Origin of the sequence: Sorangium sp. So ce145, assembly GCF_051525985.1 — a bacterium.
In the GTDB taxonomy this organism is placed as follows: domain Bacteria; phylum Myxococcota_A; class Polyangia; order Polyangiales; family Polyangiaceae; genus Sorangium; species Sorangium cellulosum_B.
This window is the reverse complement of sequence record NZ_CP150315.1, coordinates 7,371,779-7,389,498: the sequence shown is the minus strand read 5'-3', so window position 1 is coordinate 7,389,498 and position 17,720 is coordinate 7,371,779. Positions and strand designations below refer to the sequence as shown.

Genomic DNA, 17,720 nt, shown 5'->3' with positions numbered 1-17,720 from the left:
CCGATAGTCGAGATCCTCGGCGCGAGCGCCTGCGTGGTGGAATATTGCACGGCCAGGTGGGCTCGTTCGATCTGTTGGGCTTTCTGGTCGGCTCAGGGGACGTTCTTTGTGTACGCCATGTCAACGACCGGCAGTTGACATGGCGTACACAAAGTACGATCCGCTGATCCGCCTAAAAATAACAGATCGAACGAGTCCACTCGGCTGTGGAATGCCAGGGCGACGAGGGATTAGCGCAGCGGGGCCATGTCTCTCATCAGATAGTCGATGCAGGACTCCCAGGTGGAGGGCTCGAGGAGCTGCGCGAGCTCGTCGGATGATCCGTCGCGCGCCGCTTCTTCATCCGCGCCCATCGCGCGCATGAGCCGCCGCAACCTGGCGTCGTCGCCGCGAACGAAGCAGCGGACCATGCCGGCCGCTTGCACATAGAACATCAGGGCATCGTCCGTGCGGAGCGTGTAGGGGACCGCCTGCTCCATCAGCTGCAGGGACATCGGAGCGTCCCTCACCTGCTCGATCCTGGCCGGGTTGAGCCACCATGTCTCTTGCGCGACAACCATGGCAATGCCCTCTTGCGCCCAGGCCGGCCCCAGCATGCCATGGCTCATCAGCACGTGATGCGTGTACTCGTGCACGACGCTGGTCCGAGCGTCCGCGCGCGTCGTGACCACGTGCAGCGCGCCGTCGTAAAAGGCGACCACGCCGCGGTTGGTGCAGGCAGCAGCCGTGAGCAGGTCCGTATCGAGGTACGCGAAGACGTCAGGCCGCTCGGCTTTGAGCTCCAGCCGGTAGAACACCTCCCGTTCCGCATGCTCGAGGTGATCGAGGAGAGGCAGGTGTGCGTCGTCCGGCAGCCTGGGGTCGACATACAGGCGCCCGGCATCTCCCCACGTCTCGTGGCGGAAGTGGGAGATCAACGTCTCTTGCGCGCCGGCTGCCTCGCTGGGGTCCGTACACAGCCCGGGCTGTAACCTCCGCCGGAACGCCGACTGTTCCGGCGGGCGCGCGGGGCGCAGCGGGGTGGCTAACTTCGTGGGGGCATCGTGGATCGGACGCTCGATCGGCTCCTCATCGATGGGGACAGACGGGGGCTCCTGGGGGGCTTGATCTTCCGGACTGCGCGCCGACGCCCGCGGCGGTATCGGCTCGGTGGGAGGCTTGCCAGGCGCCGGCCGGCTCGGGACGGAGATGGCGGTGGGCTGCAGCGCGGGAGGGGAGGGTGGTTCGGGTGCGGAGGCGCCAGCTCGGACCACCGGCGGTCGCGGCCGCTGCGGGGTGGGGGGGCTCACGATACTTGAGGCCCACGCGATCACCGCGATGACCATGATGAATCCGAGGCCGAGCGCGAGGCGGCGAACAAGTGTCACGGTGCGGTGATGGCAATCATTGCGCCGTGTAGATTCACGTGATTCGAGGTCCCGCACGCAGTTTGTGCTGCGTTATGGTGGACAAATCGTCGAACGCAAGCACCATTATCGACGATCTGTCGCGACCCACCCTGGTTTGCGCGCCGCCGCGGGGTCAATCGCGGCGTCCGAGGCCGCTCGTCGGTCATCCAGGGTGCTCTCCCGCCGCACCGTTGCGGACAGATACGCTCGGTCCCGCTCGCCCGCTACCAGCGCAGGGGTTAGATCCATCGGAGCCACGCGCGCAACACGGACTCCAGCGCCGCCCGCTTTGCCTGGACGTCCTCTCCGTCGCTGAACGTAACGAGGCAGCGATCCTTGGCGAGCCACTCCAGCAAGCCAGCCGGGTCCGCGATCTCGAGCCCCTTCGCCGCTGTGTCCTTCACCTTGGCTCCGAGGTGAAGGATGAGCCGGACGCGGTCCTTTGCGCGCAAGTTGAACGTGGCGAAATGCTCGGTCGTCCGGAAGCTCGGCGCGTTCCACTTGATCTCCTCGCGGATCGCCGGGCTGACGCCGAGGATGATCTGCCGGAGGGCCACGATCGCCTCCTTCCGCGGATGATCCAGCTCGCGCAGGAACGCGACGACGGCCGGGCTCTCCTGCGCATCGGCGGGCGCTCCGGGGGCCTCCCGAGGCTCGCGCCTCTCGGGCGACCCCTTCTGCGCCTTCGCGCGCGGCTTGCTCGGCTTCTCGGTTGTGCGCTTCATGATGTGTTGTGCGCCTGACTCGACGGCCCGAGCTCCAGCGCCCTTTCAGGGGATCTCGCGTGACACGACAGTCGTGATCGGACGCGCTCAGGGGGAGAAAAGCCGAACCGACGCGAGGATGTCAAGGCGGTGAGGTCGGCCTCGCAGCCGGCGCAACACGGAGATGCGCCTTTACGCCGCGAGGAGCGATCGTTGGCGCAGGAGCCCCACGCTGGCGTGGCCGTACATCTGGCGCTTGAGCCTCTTCAGCGTCGTCACCTGATCCTCGGTCTGCCCGCTGCTCCACGTCTACCGGGGCACGTTGCTCGATATTGAGCACCACCGCGCCTTTCCACCGGGAGATGGAAGCGACCCATGTCCCGCGTGGACGAGCCAGCCCACCCGGATGGGTTCGCGGCGTCCCGCTCGCCCCTGCGCGGGGGCGAGCCGAACGACGCGGAGCACGCCACGCCGCGCCGCGCGACGCCGCGCGACGCCGCGCACAGCCGCAACGCACAAAATGGAGGACCACCCCAGGCGAAGCTTCCACGAGCCACGATCGGCTGTATGCTCTCGGGCATGAAGGACCCGAAGCACCTGCCCCGACCCGAGGGCCAGGCTCATGGCTGGTGAATCCTGCGGCATCTGCGGCGGCGACGGCCGCATCGCCAACTCGTTCTCCGGCACCACCGCCACCTGTCCGGGCTGCCACGGCACCGGCCGGCGCTCGGACGACACCGGCTTCCGCGACGTCACCAAGACGAAGCCCTCCCACTTCCGGCAGCCGAACAAGCAGGCGGCCGTCCAGAAGCCGGAGGGACCTGTGTCGCTGGAAGGCATCCAGCTCGCCAGGGAGGTGAACGCGGCTGCTCATCTCTCCAGCGGGACGAAGGCCAAGCTCACGCTCGAGATCATGGAGCACGAGGCCACCCACGGAAAGTGCACCCAGACCTTCATCAAGAAGGTCCGCAAGCAGCTACGTCCGCCCGGATCGTGATCGGCGAAGGGCAGCCGCGAGCGCCACGTCATGCATCTGGCGCCGCGATCCTTGGGTAGCAGTTTTCCTTCTCGGGTGGTGGCTACGTCACGAAACAGCAAGGCGCCGGCGACAGAGAGGATTCCGGCCCTGCCGCCGTGAGGTCCCCTCGGAGAATGCACGTTTCCAGCTGGCCGATCTGGATCGCGCTCCTTGGCTTTGCCCACGGCGTGTTCCGCCGAGACCGGCGTGACCGGCGCCGGCCGGATCTACTGCTTCGTGGCGCACCGAGCCGTCAGCAGCGAATCCGTCGGCAAGCACCGCGCTGCTCGTCGTGCACGATCACGACGAGCCCGCAGGCCACGCTCAGAGGTCGAACAACGTCCCCTGCCGGCTCGGCCGCCTGAACGTCGACTCGCCCTCTCGCTCGATGTACTCGCCGCTGCCGCGCGCCACGTTGAGCCCGAGCCGCTGGCAGTGGACCTCGAAGAGCCGCTGGATCGCCGCCCAGCGCGGGCCCGCGCCCTGGAAGCGCGCCCCGAAGGCGGCCTCGTTCATCTTGCCGCCGCGCATCTCCTGGATGCCGCGGCGGACCTTGGCGGCGCGGTCCGGGAAGGCCTCCTCGAGGCGCTCGTCGAAGACCGGGAGCACCTCGCGCGGCAAGCGCAGCGGCATCATGAACGCGCTCTCCGCGCCAGCGGCCCGGGCGCGCTCCAGGAGCTCCGGGACATCGCTGTCGTTCAGGCCGGGGATCATCGGCGACAGCGAGATCCCCGTCGGCACCCCCGCGTCGGAGAGCGCCCGCATCGCGTCGAAGCGCAGCGAAGAGCGGCTCGCATACGGCTCCATCTTGCGCGCCACCGCGTCGTCGGCGAACGGGATGCTGAAGTGGACCCGGGCGCGCGCCCGGCGCGCCAGCTCGCCGAGCAACGCGGCGTCGCGCCGCACGAGCGCGCCCTTCGTGATGAGCCCGACCGGGTTCCTGAACGCGAGGCACACCTCGAGGCAGCGGCGGGTGAGCTCGTAGCTCGCCTCGAGCGGCTGGTAGCAATCGACGTTGCCCGAGAACACGATGGTGTCTCCCTGCCAGCTCGGCTTGTTGAGCTCCTTCTCGAGCAGCTCGGGCGCATTCGACTTGACCACGATCTTGCGGTCGAAATCCGTCCCGGCGCCCCACCCGAGGTACTGGTGCGACGGCCGGGCATAGCAGTACGCGCACGCGTGGAGGCAGCCCCGGTACGGGTTGACGCTGTACCGGAAGGGAAGATCGGGGCTGTCGTTCGCGGTCACGATGGAGCGGGCCTGCTCCTCGAAGATCTGCAGCGTCGCCGGGGGCGCCTCTTCGAGGTACTCGACCTGCGTCGACGACCATGGGTTCGGAGGGTTGTTCACGGGGCGCGGCATGATGCGGAGTGCTCCGGGCGAAGCGGCGAGCGCTGCGAGCGCTGCGAGCGCAGTCTAGCGCGTTCCGGTCAGGATGGGAGCGTTTGTTCAGTAGAGCCCGGCGGGCTCCGTCGGGGCGCCTGGGACGCACCGGTCGTGCCGGCGGGGAGGCCACGACGGGAAGAGCGGATTGACGCGGTAGGGGAGCCCTGCTGGCATGGACGCCCTCAGTCGAGACGGGGGAGGGAAAGATGGCCGAGCCGAAACAGCCTGGGTTCGATCTCCGCAGCACCTACCTGCACCTCGCGGACGCGGGGGATGCGCTGCAGATCGAGGTGAAGCCGACGTTCTGGCAAGAGCTCATGTCCGACGAGCCGGCGGGCGCCGACATCCGGCGGGTCAAGCGCGTGGATGGCTGGCTCGTGACGCGGTTTCACATGGCCGAGGACACGCCCCGGTGGGAGATGCACCCGGCCGGGGACGAGATCCTGTACCTCCTCTCGGGCGCGATCGACGTGGTGCTGCAGGACCAGGGCGGCGAGCGGGTCGTCGCGCTGCGCGCAGGGACGGCGTGCACGGTGCCGCAAGGGGTGTGGCACCGGATGATCGTGCACGAGCCGGGGGATTTCCTGGCGATCACGTTCGGCAAGGGGACGCAGCACCGAGCGGTGTAGTCGCCCCACGCCGAGCCCGCCGTCCGACAACCCGGGGCCGAGCCGCGCCAGGTTGCCGCAGGACGCGGTGGATCGGAGTCGCCGAGGAATTCGATGTCCTCGACGGCGTTCGACGCCTCAGCCCCGCCCTGCGTGGCGGCGGTGCTCCACCATCAGGCAGCGGTCCTGCACGACCAGGATGCCTGCCTCGACCAGCCGCTCGGCGACCTGGTCGTTCCGGATGCCGCTCTGCAGCCAGACGGCGCGCGGCCGGGCGGCGAGCAGGTCGTCGAGGTGCCCGGCGACGTCCTGGCCCCGCCGGAAGACATCGACGATGTCGATGGGGCCCGGGACGTCGGCCACCCGGCGATAGACCTGCTGCCCGAGGATGGTCTTCACGTCAGGGTAGTAGACAGGGACCGGGATCACCTCCACTCCCGCGCCCTGCAGATAGCTGGCCACGTAGAACGCTGGCTGATCCGACTGCGCCTCGGTCTTGATGCCGAGCACGGCGATCCGCCGCGCCGAGCGCACCAGCTCCGCCACCCGGGCCTCGTCGTCGCTTATATCGCGAATGTCGTTCATGGAAGGAGTCTACGCCCCCGGGCGCGGCTCGGCGACGGATCCCCGCGCTCGGGTCGTGGCCGAGTTGTGGCAGACTCGGCCGCGTGAACCTCGACCGGCTCCCCGCGCTCTGGGCCGACCTCATCCGCTCTCCCGCCTCGATGCCCGTCGCGCTGGCGATCTCGGCCTCCGTCCTCGCGCTCGGCTTCTTCGTCTACCGCCTGGTCTTCGCCTCGCTCTCGCGCCTCGCGGGCGCCACGCGGACGTCGCTGGACGACCTCCTGGTCCGCCGCATGCGGCTGCCGGCGCGCATGCTCGTCGCGCTGCTCGCGCTGCACGCGTTCATCTCCCTTCGCGGGGGAGAGCTGCCCACGCTCCACAAGGGCGTGCTCCTCCTGGAGCTCACCCTCGCCGCGTACCTCGCCATCGAGATCGCCGAGACCCTGGTCATCGACTACTGGCTCGCCGAGCGCAGGAAGGTGCTGCTCCCGGCGCTGGTGCGGCACCTCCTGCTCACGATCCTCTACCTGGTCGCCGGCCTCTCGATCGTCGGCGCGGTCACCGGGGTCGACCTCGTGCCGCTGCTCGCGACCTCGACCGTCATCACGGTGGTCCTCGGCCTGGCGCTGCAGGACACCCTGGGCAACCTGTTCGCCGGGCTCGCCCTGCACTCCGAGCGCTCGTTCGGGGTCGGGGACTGGATCCTCGTCGACGGGGTCGAGGGGCAGGTCATCTACGTGGGATGGCGCTCCACGCGCCTCCGGACGTTCTCCGGAGACGTGGTGATCCTGCCGAACTCGATCATCGCCAAGGCGCGCGTCCAGAACTTCTGCGCGCCGGACCGGAACTGCGCGCGCAACGTCGAGATGCTCGTCGCGCTCGCCGCCCCGCCCGAGGCCGTGGAGCGCGCCGCCCAGCGCGCCTGCAGCGAGGTGCCCGAGGTGCTGCGCGAGCCCGCGCCCAGGCTCTGGCTCGCCGCCGTCACGCCGCTCTTCCAGCGCTACGTCATCAAGTTCTGGATCGCCGACTTCGAGCGCCACGATCTGCTGGAGTCCGAGGTCATGAAGGCGTTCTTCCGCGCGTGCCGCGACGAGGGCGTGGCGCTCAGCCCCGCCGCGGCGCAGCCGGCCCTCGCCGTCGAGATACGGCCCCCGGCTGGCGCCCCGGGGCTCGCAGAGGGCGCCGCAGGGCCCGCCGGCACCGCGGTGCCCGCCGCTGACCCGAGGGCGGCGCCGGCGGTCCTGGCGGCGATCGTCGCGGCGCCGGCTGCCCCGGCGCCGGACGGTCACCGCTGAGCCCGCGCGGGCTCAGGTCGAGGCGCCGGCCGCCCCGCCGTCGGGCGATCACCGCCGCGTCCGCGCGGGCTCGGCGGCCCGATTTGCCTTGGTCCACCCGCCCCGCCGCGGTACCCCGGCGGCATGCCTGACGACCAATCCGTCTCTCCCAGCAAGGTCGCGATCGTGGGTGCGGGCAGCGTCGGCGCGACGATCGCCTATGCGTGCCTGCTCCGCGGCGTGGCGAAGCAGATCGCCCTGTTCGACGTGAACCGGGCCAAGGTCGGCGCCGAGGTGCTCGACCTCAACCATGGGCTGCAGTTCGTCCCGGCGGCCACGCTCGATGGCAGCGATGACGTCGAGGTCTGCCGCGGGGCGGACGTCGTCGTGATCACCGCCGGCGCGAAGCAGAAGCCCGGGCAGAGCCGGATGGACCTCGCCACCGCGAACGTCGCGATATGCCGCGAGCTGCTGCCGAGGCTCCTGGCCGTCGCGCCGGACGCGCTCTACCTGCTCGTCACCAACCCGGTCGATGTGATCACGTATGTCACGCTCAAGCTGACAGGCCTCCCGCCCGCCCGGGTGATCGGCAGCGGCACGGTGCTCGACAGCAGCCGGTTCAGGTTCCTCATCGCGAGGCAGCTCGACGTGGCCGTGCAGAACGTCCACGCGTACATCGCGGGAGAGCACGGGGACAGCGAGGTGCCGCTGTGGAGCAGCGCGAGCGTGGCGAACATCCCGCTCGACGCGTGGTCGGTGCCCGGCCACGGCCACCTCGGCGCGACCGAGCGGGCGGAGATCTTCTCCAACGTGAAGAACGCCGCCGCCCAGGTGATCTCCGGCAAGGGCGCGACGAACTACGCTATCGGCCTCGCGACCGCCAAGATCCTGGAGGCCCTGCTCCGCGACGAGAACCGCGTGCTGCCCGTCAGCAGCCTGCTGTGCGGCTATCGCGGGATCGACGATGTCTGCCTGAGCGTGCCGTGCATCGTGAACCGGTCCGGCGTCGAGTCACAGCTGCCCATCCCGATGAGCTCCGAGGAGGAGGCCGGCGTCCGGGCCAGCGCGGACACGATCCGCAAGGCGATCCGATCGCTCGGATTCTGAGGCGACCCCGTGCGGCCGTTGCCCATCTTCGAATAGGCCTTCCTCGAGGTGTGCCGCGTGGCGGCGGTCGCGGCTCACGGCGCGCAGCGCGTCCCTGTCTTGAAGCTCCAGCATGCGGCGCTGACGCCGGCGCGGCCTGCGTTGGACGACGACTCGAGTCCTCCCGGACCGCCTTCACCCGGCTCTCCAGGGATGAACTCCTTCAACGACGGCACGGCAGCAGGGGCGGCGTCGTAGGCGATGCCGATCGCATGTCCGCCGCGCCCGCCGCCTCCGGGGCCGCCATCGCCGCCGCGCCCGCCCTTCCCCCCGGCCCCGTTGTCGGGCGCATTCGTATCGTTCCGGTTCGTGCCGCCCGGCGCACCTCGCCCCCCTTCTCCGCCGCTCTGTCCTGCGGCGCCAGTTCCTCCATGGCCGCCATGACCCACCGTGACGGTCACATCGGCCAGGCTCAGCTTCGTCCCGATGCTCACGATTCCGAGGCTGGACCCGCCGGCTCTCCCGCCTGCGCCGCCCTTGCCGCCGCATCCTCCTGCGCCTCCACCTCCACCGCCCGGGGCAGCGCCGTCTGCCGGACGTCCGTCGATGAAGGTACAAACGACGCCCAGCACGCGTGCGCCAGCTCCCCCTCCGCCTCCCTGGCCCGGCTTGCCGGGCTGGCCGGGGGCGCCGTCCCCGTCCGTGATGCCGGCGAGGGTCAGCCTCCCGTCCTGGCCGCCTTCGCCAGGCGTCCCGCTGGCGCCAGTGGCTCCGGCGATGCCTGCTTGGCGGGTTCCCGAGGCGTCGACCGTGCCTCCATACCCGTCCGGGGGCGTGCTCGCGAGCGGCTTGCCGCCCTCACCGGGTTCCGCGGGCGTGGAGGGCAGACTCACGGAGAGGGGCGAGGTCTCCCCGGTCCCGCCCGGGCCACCATCGGTGACCACGTCACCGCACGTCATCCGTCCGGACTCACCACCGCGCGCGGGAACTACGCAGGCATTCGTTGGTGCGTGCTCTCCCTCTGCCGGAGCGTCCTTCCCGGCGTCTGCCGCGGTCGCCTCCGGCTCACCGTCGGCGCCGGGCATGCCGTCGCCGGCCCGCACCTCGAGGTGGCTCAGCTCGGCCGCGATGTCCGCCACGGCGACCGCGATGGACGACCCGCCAGGCTCTGTCGCGCTCGCCGCGGAGATCACGAATCCATGCACCTTCGCCCCGTCCGCGTCGCCCGTCAGGGTCAGCGCGACCTGTCCCGCCGGCCCCGCGATCGTGCTCTTCGCATCCGAGCTCTGCTTCCACTCTCCATTGCATGTGAAGTCCCCGCGCACCTCGATCCCCGCGGGCAGCGTCACGGCCTCGGCGAAAGGATGGCCGGCGCATGCGCAAACCGTCCCGCCCTTCGCGTCGTCGATCGCCTCTTGCAGGCGCGCGTAGGGAGCGTCGCGCGTCCCGGCGCCTCCAGGCGCGGCGCTCGCGCTCGCGAACACGTCGCACCCGACGACCGGCGTCGGTCCTTCAGGCTCCTCGTACATTCGTGCCCGCTGGCACGCGGTCGCGCACAATGCCGCGGCGAGAACGGCGGCGCACCGGAATCGATGAGTCTTCTCCAATGGATTGCATCGCATGAAGTCACTCCTCCGTGTCACTGTCGTAGGCTCAGCGAATGACGTGCGCCGGGCTCATGCACGACGAGGACCCGACGCTCTGCTCGGGGGTAACTTCGATAGGGGCGGCGTCGTAGGCGACGCCGATCGCATGTCGCCGTGACCGCTAACGTAAACGTCCACGTTCACGTTGGTGATCGATGGTGAGGTGGGCTTCGGTGACCGAGCTTGGTTAATGCCTATGAAATCGTCCTTCGGCTATCGGGTCGAGGGCCGGTGCGGCGAGCGCTGCGCCTGCGCGCTCGTGCCAGAGGACGGTGCGGGCGCACGCTGATTCGATGTCGGCGCCGGCGCAGGCGGTGCAGGCGCAAAGCTCGTGCCATCCACCGCGCGGCGGGCTGCCTCTCCTCGGGCCGGTCAGCTCAGCAAAGCCCCCACACCGCGCAACGATCCGCCCCGCCTCTTCGTCAGCCCAGTCCGCCCAGCAAAGCTCACCCGCCAGCCGTCCCCTGGTCCGACTCCCCCCAGGCCACCATGACCGCGCTCGTGTTGTAGAACCCCTCGACGCTCCCCCCGAACTTCGCGATCTGCCCGTAACACGCCATCCCGAACATCGGGTTCGACGCCGCGTTCGGCGAGAGGAACGCCCGCACTTCCTCCCGGTACCGCTCGCCCAGCATCCGGAACCGCGCAGCGCAGTCGAACACCAGCGAACCGGCCACCGCGGGCAGCGGCCCCAGCACCTTGGTCGACAGGCTCTTCGCCGCCTGGAGCACCGCGTCGGTCGCCGCGTTCACGACGCGCACCACCTGCCCGCGCGCCAGCCCCCCGGTCAGCACCACCGCGCCGTCCCCGCGGATCGCGATCGGCGACCTGATCTTCAGCGATTCGCCGAACGGCGTCTTCGCCCCGAGCGCGTGCTTCGCCATCGTCTGGAGGAGCCCCTCGCCGCTCGACCGGAAGCCGAGCCGCGAGAGCTCCTCCTCGTACACCCGCGCCGCAGGCTGCCCGTCCAGCGTCCTGAGCACGTTCCGCTCGATGTCCGTGATCGTGAAATCCCGCCCGCCCTCGGCGGCGCGGAACCCGTGCACCACGTCGATGTTCACCCGCTGCCGGTGCGTCAGCCGCACGAGGACCGCCGCGTCCGTCAGCACCTTGCGGCCGAGGAACACCCGCGCCCCCTCGAACGTCCAGCCGTCGCCCGCCGTCCCGCCGAAGACGCGCGTGTGCGGCGGCACGCCCTGGCGGAGCGCGGCCACCAGATCGTCGCCGTCGCACGCGAACGCGTCCGCCAGCACCAGGATCGAGCTCGTCGCCCCGCTCCGCCCGCTGCCGCTCGAGACGGCCTCGTCCATGTCGCTCAGCGCCGCCCTGATGCTCTTGCCGTGATCCGAGCGCAGCTCGCGCGCCGCGGTGCACGCCACCTCGACGTTCGCTCCCCCGAGGAACGCGCACGTCACCCCGCTCCTGCTGAAGCCGCGCTCCGTGAACGACACCCCGCCCGTGGTGGCTCCGACCACCGGAACGCCCGTCGCGTCCTCGACCGCGGCGAGGTACTCCTCGTGCTTCGTCCCGCTCGGCATGGCCACGATCGCGAGCCGCGCGGGCTCCTTCCACTCCGCGACCGTTCGCTCGATCTTCCGGCCGAGCAGCCACGCGTTCCCGTCAAAGGGTCCGAGGGTCATCATCTTCATGCGCTGAAGCTCCTGCGTGCCCGGCGCCGGAGCGCGGGCTTCGGATCCAGGCCATCTCCGACGAACCGCGTCGTGACGGTGATATCACGCACGAGGGAGGCCGCTCTACTCCTCATAGAGGAGAGGCGCCCGCCGCGCGCGCCCGATCGCTCGGGTGACGAGCATCGGGCAGCATCGGCTCAGCTAGGATGCTGTGCTCGGGCCGCATACCTCCGCGCCGGAGCACCGCGCGATGCTCCGCCCTACGCGCGAGCGCGGCGTCGCGCGGCATCGACAGCAGAGCGTACGAGTGCCGTCTCTGCGAGCGCGCTCACATGCCGAGCAGCATCGGCTCCCGCTGCCGCACGAACCCCTCCACGAGCTCCCGCTGCTCGCCCGAGAGCCGCACGAAGCGCGCCCCGAACCCAGGCGGGCCCTCCTCCTCGGCCTCGCGCGTCCATTCGACCACCCCCACCGCGTCGATCTCGCCGCCCTCCGCGAACGGGATCTTGAGCGCCACCGTCGTCCCGCGCGCAGGCGGCGGCCGGAAGGTCGGCACGAAGATGCCGCCGTGGTCGACGACGTCGGCCGCGGGCGCCGTCCGGTAGAAGTTCGCCGGGGACGCCGCCCCGACCCGCGCCTCGAAGCGCGGCGGCGGCGGCTGGCTCTGCGGGCGCGCCGCCGCGCGGATCTTCTCCTCGAGCGACCGGAGCCCCTGCGCGAGCTCCGAGACCTGCGCCTCGATCGCCCGGATGCCGAACGCGCTCTGCGTCGTCGCCTTCGCGAGCGGCGCCACGAGCCGCTCCACCAGCGACAGGTGGTGCCCCACGAACTCCGACACCGAGCGATCCGTCTCGACCTTCACGTCGACCCGCGGCTGCGCCACCCCCTTGAGCGCCGCGGAGAGCCGCTCCATCTCGGGCGCGAGCCACTGCTTCATCTCCCGCGCCCGCGCGTCCCCCGCCTGCGCCACCGCGGCCGCCTTCCCGATCGCCCCGCGGATGCCCTCGAGCTGCTCGCCCAGCATCGACAGCGTGCCGGTCACGCGCACGACCGGGTCGTCCTCCTTGCCGCCCATGCGCTTGATCCGCACGAAGCCCTTCTTGATGTCGTCCCACCGCGCCGCCTGCTCCGGCGTCATCCGGCCGCGCAGCTCGGCGAGCTTGAGGAGGTTCTGCTCGGCGCCCGTCGTCAGCGTCTGCGACTCGCTCACGTAGTGATCGTCGATGAGCCGGTCGACCTCCTCGGGCGTGTGCGCCGCCACGACCTTCTCGGCCAGCTTGTTCATGTTCCGGTAGCTGCCCTGCAGCTTGAACGGCGGCTCCGTCCGGAAGGCGTCGTCCTGCGACGCGCTCCGGATGTACTCGAGGTTCACGGACAGGAGCACCTTCTGCACCCGGAAGAGCCGCTCGAACACGGCGACCATCTCCGAGACCTCCGCGGCGGAGTAGGCGTGCTCGAGCTCCGTCGCGGCGATGGCCTCGCCCTGCGCCATCCGGATGAGCTTGTGCGTGTCGCCCGGCGCCCGGCCGGAGAGCGGCGCGAGCGTCGGGTTCGACGTGAGCGCGTTCTCCAGGTAGCTCAGCGCGAACAGCGCCTCCTTGCCGTCGAGGACGTCGCCGAGGTTGTACGTGTCGGCCCGGTTCGACAGCATATCGGGGATCTGGAACCGCGCACCCGACTCCGTGTACGGGTTGCCCGCCATCACCACGCAGAACTTCTTGCCGCGCAGGTCGTACGTCCTCGTCCGGCCCCGCGACACGCCCTCGATCCGGCGCTGGCCGTCGCAGAGCGAGATGAACTTCTGGAGCAGCTCCGTGTTCGTGTGCTGGATGTCGTCCAGGTACAGCATCACGTTGTTGCCCATCTCGAACGCCAGGTTGATCTTCTCGACCTCCTGGCGCGCCGTCGCGTTCGGGGCCTCGGCCGGGTCGAGCGACGTCACCTCGTGGCCGAGCGACGGCCCGTTCACCTTCATGAACACGAGGCCGAGCTTGCTCGCGACGTACTCCATCAGCGTCGTCTTGCCGTAGCCCGGCGGCGAGATGAGCAGCAGCATGCCCATCAGGTCGGTGCGCTTCACGTCGCCCGCGGCGCCGAGCTGCTTCGCCAGGTTCGCGCCGACGAGGGGCAGGTACACCTCGTCGATGAGCCGGTTGCGCACGAACGACGTGAGCACCCGCGGCGCGAACTCCTCGAGGCGCAGCCGCTTCCGCTCCCGCTCCGCGATCTCGCTCCGCACCTTCCTGTAAGCGCGGTAGCGCGGCGCCCTCTCGTGCAGGAAGTCCTCGATCCTGCTCAGGAATTCGTCGAGCCGGAGCGCGATCGCGCGCTCCTTGATGCGCGGGTGCTGCCCGAGCAGCCCCTCGACGCGGGCCTCGGTGACGGCCCCGCTCGGCTCCCGCTCGATGTGCCGCTCCGTCACGACGACGACCGCCGCTTCCAGCGCGAGGTGCTTGAGCGCAGGGCCCGGGGGTTTGGGGGCAGAGCCCGGCTTGCCGGGCGAGCCCCCATCGTTGGCCAAGGGTTTGGGGGCAGAGCCCGGCTTGCCGGGCGAGCCCCCATCGTTGGCGACCGTGGCAAACCCGCGCAGCCACGCGAGCGCGAGCTCCAGCCGCTCGGCCGGGTGCTTCTCGAGCTGCCGCAGGTCCTCCTCGAACGCCGCGCGGCCCCCCTCGAGGTCGAGGCGCGCGAGCAGCGCGTCGCGCAGCGCGAGCGCCGCGTCGCTCGTCACGAACCGGGGGCGCTCCGCCGCCAGCTCCTCCACGAGGTACCGCGCCGCCACGCGCACGTCCGCCGCGCTCGCCTCGAGCCGATGCGCCGCCGCCGCCGCGGCCACGCCCTGCGCGAGCTCGGCCGCGAGCGCCGCCCGCGCCTCGCTCTCGCCGAGCTGCGCGGCGAGCCGGCCGAGGCTCCGCGACCGCCGGTGCGCGAGGTCCCGGGCGCGCGCGTCGAGCCCCGCCCAGGTCAGGCAGGCGAGGGCCCGCGGCGCGCTCCCGAAGCGCAGGAGCCCCGCCGTGGACCGCAGCGCGAGCAGCTTCTCCAGGATCAGCGCGGCGTCCGCGTCGTGGACGCCGCGCTCGTAGCCCTCGTCGTGCCGGCCCTCCGCGTACGCGCGCACCGCGCCGAGCAGCCCGCCCGGGCCGAGCGACGCCTCGCGCAGCCGCTCGATCGAGAGCCCGCCGCGCCCCGCCTCCGCGTCCGCGAGCATCGAGCCCGCGAGGAACTCGCCCCGGTAGACCTCGGGGGTCTCGCTCGCGAGCTCCTGGCCCCAGAGATCGCGCGCGCTCTCTAGCGCCGGGTCCTCGATCGGCTCGAAGAAGTCGGTCCCGGTGAGGTGCAGCGCGAGCCCGTCGCCGCGCGGGACCAGCGTGAGCTCCAGGGCCTGCGTGCTCACGTTGAAGCGGTGGCGGCCCAGCTTGATGACGTCGCCGCCGCCCTCGAACAGGTCCTCGCGGTCGCGCAGCGCCCGGAGCGCGTCCTGCCGCGCCGACTTGAGCCGCGCCTCGACCTCGTCCCCCTTCACGCTGTCGCCGAGCGCGTGGAGATCGGCCGCGAGATCGCGGAGCTTCGCGACCATGGCGTCGGACGCGAAGTACGTGTTGAGCTCGTCCACGCCCGCGAAGGTGCGCGCCCGCCGCGCCACCCCCTGGACGATCCGGTCCGCCGCGGCGACGAGGTTCGAGACGCGCCGCTGCCGCTCGTCGAGCAGCGCCTGTCGACGCGCCGCGATCGCGTCGTTCACCTCCTCGCGCTTGGCCGCGAGCTCGCCCAGGAACTCGTCGAACTCGCCGAACTTCCCCTCGAGCTCCTCGAGCTGGACGAGCAGCTTCGACAGCTCGGCGTCGCAGCGCTCGGGCGTGTCGCACACCGCGATCGCGCTCGACACGCTCTGGCCGAACACCTTGAACTGCGCGCCGAACTCGGCGCGCCCCTCCGCGCCCCGCAGGTCCTTGCCGCGGGCGCTCAGCGTCGCGCGCGCGCGGTTCAGCTGCGCGTAGACCTCGCTGATCCCCTCCAGGATCCGGGTCCGCGCCGTGGGGTCGTCGACCTTGAGGCTCGCCACGATCTCGGCGAGGACCGAGAGCCCCTCGTTCACGGCGTCGAGATCCGCGGCGAACGGCGCGAGCTCGGGCGACTTCGCGACGGCCTCGATCTTCGCGATGAGGCCCGCGAGCCGGTCGCAGAGCGGGCGGAACGCCTGCTCGCCGAGGAGGAACGTCACGCACGCCTGGCTCACCTCGTCGGCGCGCGCGACGATCTCGGCCTCGAGCGCGTCGACGCGGCCGAGGTCCATGTACTTGAGCTCGCGGAGCGTGATGAGGTGCCCCCGCTGCCGCCGCAGCGAGGTCAGGGCCTTCAGGAACGCGTCGACGCTCGCCGCATCCTCGGGCCGCACCCCGGAGAGCAGCTGCCGCTGTGCCGCCTCGGCCTCGGCGAGCGCGGCTGCGGCGCGCGCCTTGATGCCCTCGACCTTCTCGAACTCGTCGACGATGCTCTCGGAGACGCCCCGGAGCTCGTTCACGACGGACAGGAGATCGCCCGCCTCGGCGTGGCCGAGCCAGTAGTAGGCGTCGGCCATCCGCTCGGCGGTCCTGATGAGATCCTCGTACGTCTGCCGGGTCGGCGACCCGTCCAGCGCCGCGCGCCGCATGCTGAGCGCGTCGGAGATCCCCCGGACGAGGTCGGCGTTGCCCACCTTCGCGAGGTACGAGCCGTCGGTCGGCGCAGACGCCGCGAACTCCGCGGTCATGAACGGCGTCTGCCAGATCTGCATCGGGTGGACGCGGGTCGCCTCGTCGCTCGACGCCCGGAAGATCACCATCTTGCCGTCGTCGAAGAGGCTGTACCCGTGGCACTGGATCGGCGTCGCGATCTCCTTGCGGATCAGGTTGTACGGGAAGAGCACGTACCGCCCCTCCACGACCTGGTGGAACACGTAGAGCACGTCTTCCCCGTTCGGAGAGCGGATGACCCGCTCGAAGACGAGGCTCTCGGTGCTGCCCTCGAAGCGCTTCGTCTCGCCGGTGATGAGGTAGTAGCCGTTCGGGAAGACGATGCCCTGGTCCTCGGGGAGGCTCAGGCAGGCGAGGCCGATCGCGTCGATGCGCGTGACCTTCCGGGTGCGGCCGTTGTAGACGAGGTAGCGGTACGAGGGCTCCCGGAACGGCTTGATCTTGAGCAGGATGAGCGGCCCGAGCCGGGCGTACTGGATGTCGGCGTCGTCGAGCGCCTGGCCCGCGTCGTCGACCGGCTCGCGGTAGATGCCGAGCCCGGTGGTCGTGTTGTTCTCGACCTTGACCGTGAGATCGCCGCCGACCGTCTCGACGAAGATCTCGCCGAGGATCGCGACGTGCGGGTGCTTGCCCTGCACGTGGTCGTCGCGCGTGGCCTGGGTCCAGGCGAAGTCGTGGGCGCGCGGCCGGACGTTGTCCTCGTCGCCGCGCGCGTCGAGGTACCGGATGCGCCCGGTCGCGTCGATGCTCCACCGGAACACCTTGGTGTCGCGCTCGGTCGCGCCGACCTGGAAGATGGCGAGCAGCCGCGTGTCGCCGCTGCGCCGCAGCTGGAGCAGCCGGGGCTCCTTGACGTAGCGGTGGAGGTCCTTGAACTCCTTGACGAAGTTGGGGTCGCCGAGGAACGCGTCGCCCTCGTCGAGCGGCACGTGGGACAGGTCGAACGCGCCGCCGTCCTTCGCGAAGCGGTGGAGGCTGAAGACGTCGCCGACGTTGACCTCCTTCAGCCCCATGAACACGAGGTAGCCGACGAGCAGCTTGCCCCGGATGCTCACGATGTCGCGCGGCACGCAGTTGTTCTCGGTCCTGACGCGGGCGTTCTCGAGGAGCGCGAGGTCCGTGCCGCCGAACACCTCTTTGCGCCGCGCGTTGAGCGCCTCGGCGCGGCGGGCGAGCTCCTCGGCGCGCTCGACGAGCCGCCGCCGGATGACCTCGTAATTGCCCCCATCCAGCGGCTCCGCCGCCTGCGGCGGGGACGCCCCCGCCGCTCGGGCCGCGCCGTCCAAGGCCCCTGTCGACACCATGCATGCTCCGTGTGGTCAGCCGAAGGGCCCGCCCCCGCGTCGAATCCGCGCGGGCCTCGGCCTGCCCGCGGCCAGGTTACAGCCGTTCGCCGCGTCCGGGGGGCGAGATGGCGACCGCGCGGCGGCGTGGGCCGCGTCAGCGCGGGTTGTCCAAGGATGTCAAGCCCGAGCGCCGCAGGGGGATTCCGTCGCGTCCCGGCGGGCGGCGCGTCGGGAACCCGCTATACCTTGAAATCCGCTTGCTCCACGCGGGACGCTGCGTTGCGATGGGCGGGAACGAGGGCGACCTACATGTCGATGCGAGCGTGCGCCTGTGCGACGCGCGCTCACTCCGCCTCCAGCGGCGCACCTCGTCGCTCGAGGCGCCTCGAGGCGTGG

Annotated in this window: 12 protein-coding genes; 5 read left to right on the top strand and 7 right to left on the bottom strand. The window is 70.9% G+C overall.

The genetic code is table 11. The annotated features are described in order from the left end of the window. Positions 1-230: 230 nt before the first annotated feature. Together WMF34_RS27105 and WMF34_RS27100 are read right to left on the bottom strand one after the other, a co-directional pair. Entirely contained in the window at positions 231-1,367 is a 1,137-nt protein-coding gene (locus tag WMF34_RS27105) for a translation initiation factor IF-2 (protein WP_437989589.1), read from the bottom strand. 260 nt (positions 1,368-1,627) lie between these two features. Then, entirely contained in the window at positions 1,628-2,113 is a 486-nt protein-coding gene (locus WMF34_RS27100; protein ID WP_012237882.1) for a DUF1801 domain-containing protein, read from the bottom strand. A 354-nt stretch (positions 2,114-2,467) separates the two neighbouring features. Here WMF34_RS27100 and WMF34_RS27095 point away from each other — a divergent pair, with 354 nt between their 5' ends. Together WMF34_RS27095 and WMF34_RS27090 are read left to right on the top strand one after the other, a co-directional pair. Continuing rightward, positions 2,468-2,725 (top strand): hypothetical protein, encoded by a 258-nt coding sequence (locus tag WMF34_RS27095; RefSeq protein WP_437989588.1) that lies wholly within the window; start codon positions 2,468-2,470, stop codon positions 2,723-2,725. Beyond that, positions 2,715-3,089 carry a molecular chaperone DnaJ gene (locus WMF34_RS27090; RefSeq protein WP_437989587.1) on the top strand — a complete coding sequence of 125 codons (375 nt, stop codon included), beginning with the start codon at positions 2,715-2,717 and terminating at the stop codon, positions 3,087-3,089. Before WMF34_RS27095 ends, WMF34_RS27090 begins: the two co-directional genes overlap by 11 nt. Positions 3,090-3,434: 345 nt before the next feature. Here the strand turns inward: WMF34_RS27090 and WMF34_RS27085 are convergent, their stop codons facing one another. Then, positions 3,435-4,472, bottom strand: coding sequence for a PA0069 family radical SAM protein (locus tag WMF34_RS27085; RefSeq protein ID WP_012237880.1), 1,038 nt, complete (start codon positions 4,470-4,472; stop codon positions 3,435-3,437). A gap of 230 nt (positions 4,473-4,702) precedes the next feature. Between WMF34_RS27085 and WMF34_RS27080 the strand changes: the two genes are divergently transcribed. Further along, positions 4,703-5,125 carry a cupin domain-containing protein gene (locus WMF34_RS27080; protein ID WP_437989586.1) on the top strand — a complete coding sequence of 141 codons (423 nt, stop codon included), beginning with the start codon at positions 4,703-4,705 and terminating at the stop codon, positions 5,123-5,125. A 117-nt stretch (positions 5,126-5,242) separates the two neighbouring features. Here the strand turns inward: WMF34_RS27080 and WMF34_RS27075 are convergent, their stop codons facing one another. Beyond that, the gene (locus tag WMF34_RS27075; protein WP_437989585.1) at positions 5,243-5,689 is read right to left on the bottom strand and encodes a CoA-binding protein; all 447 of its coding nucleotides are present in this window, start codon (positions 5,687-5,689) and stop codon (positions 5,243-5,245) included. 83 nt (positions 5,690-5,772) lie between these two features. On the opposite strand from WMF34_RS27075, the gene WMF34_RS27070 reads away from it, so the two are divergent. Together WMF34_RS27070 and WMF34_RS27065 are read left to right on the top strand one after the other, a co-directional pair. Beyond that, positions 5,773-6,963, top strand: coding sequence for a mechanosensitive ion channel family protein (locus WMF34_RS27070; RefSeq protein WP_012237877.1), 1,191 nt, complete (start codon positions 5,773-5,775; stop codon positions 6,961-6,963). A 123-nt stretch (positions 6,964-7,086) separates the two neighbouring features. Further along, positions 7,087-8,049 carry an L-lactate dehydrogenase gene (locus WMF34_RS27065; protein WP_437989584.1) on the top strand — a complete coding sequence of 321 codons (963 nt, stop codon included), beginning with the start codon at positions 7,087-7,089 and terminating at the stop codon, positions 8,047-8,049. A gap of 74 nt (positions 8,050-8,123) precedes the next feature. On the opposite strand, the gene WMF34_RS27060 is transcribed toward WMF34_RS27065, so the two are convergent. From WMF34_RS27060 to WMF34_RS27050, 3 genes are all read right to left on the bottom strand, one after another. Beyond that, entirely contained in the window at positions 8,124-9,557 is a 1,434-nt protein-coding gene (locus WMF34_RS27060) for a hypothetical protein (protein WP_437989583.1), read from the bottom strand. Positions 9,558-10,120: 563 nt separating this feature from the next. After that, complete coding sequence (locus WMF34_RS27055; protein WP_012237874.1) at positions 10,121-11,323, bottom strand: FIST signal transduction protein; 1,203 nt, start codon at positions 11,321-11,323, stop codon at positions 10,121-10,123. A 310-nt stretch (positions 11,324-11,633) separates the two neighbouring features. Then, entirely contained in the window at positions 11,634-17,342 is a 5,709-nt protein-coding gene (locus WMF34_RS27050; protein ID WP_437989582.1) for a DNA repair ATPase, read from the bottom strand. Positions 17,343-17,720: the final 378 nt, after the last annotated feature.